This is a genomic window from Pseudanabaena biceps PCC 7429, assembly GCF_000332215.1.
Taxonomy (GTDB): domain Bacteria; phylum Cyanobacteriota; class Cyanobacteriia; order Pseudanabaenales; family Pseudanabaenaceae; genus Pseudanabaena; species Pseudanabaena biceps.
Genome location: NZ_ALWB01000261.1, coordinates 1 through 2,847, shown reverse-complemented (window position 1 = coordinate 2,847; position 2,847 = coordinate 1). Strand labels below are relative to the sequence as shown.

The following is a 2,847-nucleotide window of genomic DNA, read 5'->3' as shown; positions in this document are numbered from 1 at the left end:
GACAGCGCGTTTAGGATTGCGAAGATGGAGTTGCTGTTGTAAATGCCAAGCAATCCCCTCACCCTCGCGATCGCCATCGGTAGCCAGCACCACTTCTGAAGCATTCTTCACAGCAGCGCGAAGTTTAGCGACTACCTGTTGACCTTTACCTTCGGTCAATTGGTAGCGGCATTCAATTTTGTTGGTATCCTTGTTCATCGTAAAGCCTAAGCTATCTTCACCATCTTTAGCTAGTTCTGTAAAGTGACCAAAGGAAGCTTCCACTTGCCATTCACTACCAAGGATGGCTTGAATGGTTTTGCACTTAGATGGAGATTCAACGAGTAACAGCTTTTTCATGTTTTTGTACCTGTGTAAACTTTATCTTGAATCTGGCTTAACTTTCATTTCTAGGATTGGGGTATACTGTCATCCCAGACTAACAGCTAATTTATGAGTGATCTAATCGATTCCTATCAGCAATTAATCGATCGCATTGGTGAATGCTTGGCACAGGGGCAGCAACGAGCCTTTGAGCAGGTTAATACACTTTTGGTAGAAACTTATTGGCAAATTGGACAGTACATCGTGGAGTTTGAGCAGAAGGGGAATGAGAGAGCGGAATATGGCTCAAGGCTGTTAACTCAATTATCACGGGATTTGAAAACAGCTTACGGCAAGGGATTTAGTCGCCGTAATGTCTTGGATATGCGCCGCTTTTATGTTGGTTATCCAAAATGGCAGATGGTGTCTGCCAAATTAGGTTGGTCGCATTACACGGAGCTTTTGGCGATTTCGGATGATTTAGCTAGATCGTTTTACGAGCAACAATGCATACGCGATCGCTGGAGCGTGAGGGAATTAAAGCGTCAAAAGGATTCGGCTTTGTTTGAGCGAGTTGCCCTGAGTAAGGATCGAGCAGAGATTCTTGCCTTGTCTCAGAAAGGTCAAAAAATCGAATCAGCGCAGGATGTGGTGAAAGATCCCTATGTGTTTGAGTTTTTAGATTTGCCCGATCGCAATTACCATGAGAGTGAATTAGAAAATCGGTTGATTGTTCAGTTAGAGAAGTTCTTACTAGAACTGGGAAAGGGATTTGCATTTATTGGGCAACAATACCGAATTACGTTAAATAATACGCATTTTTACGTGGATTTAGTGTTTTATCATCGTATTTTGAAATGTTTTGTCTTGATTGATTTGAAAACAAGGGCTGTACGTCACGAAGATATAGGACAGATGAATATGTATCTAAACTATTTTCGTGCCGAAGAGAATATGGAAGACGATAATGAGCCGATTGGAATTGTATTGGCGCGAGATAAGGATGAGATTTTAGTGGAGTATGCCACGGGAGGAATTTCTAATCAGCTTTTTGTGTCGAGATATCAGCTTTATCTACCCGATGTCGAGGCTTTAAAGCAGGAGTTGAAGAGGCTTTTGGATGAGGTGAGATAACTCTGCTTTTGGGGTCAGGTCTGCGCGATCAATATTGGTGGTCGAGTGTGGTGCGATTGGCAATTGCATAGATATCATCTTGGGATAGGGCAACCGCACACGTTTATGAATAAATAACGAAACAAAGAAGGCAAAGTAAAATGACCAATATAAATTAAAAGCAAAAAAGTGCCATGTCTTCTACAATCAGCCCAGTCGCATTAATTGAGACACATTTTGGCAACTTGCGAGACCCCAGAGCAGCACACAGTATCGAACATAAGCTATTAGACATATTGGTAATCAGCATATGTGGAACAATAAGCGGAGCAAATGATTTTACAGCAATAGCAGAATATGGAAAATCAAAGAAAAAATGGTTAAAGACATTTTTAGAATTAGAAAATGGAATACCATCAGCAGATACATTTGAGAGAATATTTGCTCGGTTGAACCCATTAGAATTGCAAAAATGTTTTATAGGATGGATGGAAGCAGTCCATAAAACAACAGGTGGAGAATTGATTAATATTGATGGCAAAACGTTGAGAGGAGCAAAGGAAGCAGGCAACTCCCGTAGCCTCATTCATATGGTGAGTGTTTGGTCGGCAACACAGCATTTGGTGCTGGGACAGAAAAAAGTTAGTGAGAAATCGAACGAAATAACCGCTATCCCACCATTGCTAGAAATGTTGGCAATTCGAGGTTGTTTGGTCAGCATAGACGCAATGGGATGTCAGACCGAAATAGCCAAAACAATCATTGAACAAGGTGCAGATTATGTATTAGCACTCAAAGGAAATCAAGGTAATCTCCATGATGATGTAAGTCAATTATTCACATCTGCTCGCGCCCAAAAATTCCATAATATCGAACATCAATTCCATTCAACAGTAGAAAAAGGGCATGGGCGCATTGAGAAGAGATCCTATTGGACTATGGGTAATACAGAATTTCTCATTGGCGCAGAGAAATGGACAGGGTTAAAAAGTATTGGCATGGTTGAATCAGAACGTAATGTCAATGGCGTAGTTTCTATCCAACAGCGATATTATATTCTGAGTATTGAGAGTGATGTGCACAGGTTCTCTCAATCTGTTAGAAGTCATTGGAGTATCGAAAATCAACTGCATTGGATTCTTGATGTTGGGTTTGATGAAGATGCTTCTCAAGGTTGTCGAGGCTATACTGCTGAAAACTTAGCTGTTATTCGTCATGTTGGCTTAAATTTACTTTCCCGTGACAAAAAAACTAAGGTCGGAGTCAAGACTAAACGACTTAAAGCTGGATGGGATGACAACTATCTCAAGCATATACTTAACGCCTTAAACATAGTTTCACCTTAGTCTTCGTTATTTATTCATGAACGTGTGCGGTTGCCCTACATCTACAGTCATGATTATTGACAAACTACAAGAATTTCGTCAACAG

3 protein-coding genes are annotated in these 2,847 nt (G+C 40.8%); 2 read left to right on the top strand and 1 reads right to left on the bottom strand.

The genetic code is table 11. From position 1 onward, the window contains the following. A partial coding sequence (locus PSE7429_RS20225) for a toprim domain-containing protein (protein ID WP_009629212.1) occupies window positions 1–339 on the bottom strand: 339 nt, incomplete at its 3' end. A 93-nt stretch (window positions 340–432) separates the two neighbouring features. Between PSE7429_RS20225 and PSE7429_RS20220 the strand changes: the two genes are divergently transcribed. Together PSE7429_RS20220 and PSE7429_RS20215 are read left to right on the top strand one after the other, a co-directional pair. Then, window positions 433–1,437 carry a PDDEXK nuclease domain-containing protein gene (locus tag PSE7429_RS20220; protein ID WP_009629211.1) on the top strand — a complete coding sequence of 335 codons (1,005 nt, stop codon included), beginning with the start codon at window positions 433–435 and terminating at the stop codon, window positions 1,435–1,437. A 173-nt stretch (window positions 1,438–1,610) separates the two neighbouring features. Beyond that, window positions 1,611–2,762 (top strand): ISAs1 family transposase, encoded by a 1,152-nt coding sequence (locus PSE7429_RS20215; protein ID WP_009629210.1) that lies wholly within the window; start codon window positions 1,611–1,613, stop codon window positions 2,760–2,762. Window positions 2,763–2,847 lie beyond the last annotated feature (85 nt).

Coding starts and splice junctions, on each gene's coding strand:
- PSE7429_RS20220 (WP_009629211.1), top strand. CDS start 433: ATGAGTGATCTAATCGATTCCTATCAGCAATTAATCGATCGCATTGGT.
- PSE7429_RS20215 (WP_009629210.1), top strand. CDS start 1,611: ATGTCTTCTACAATCAGCCCAGTCGCATTAATTGAGACACATTTTGGC.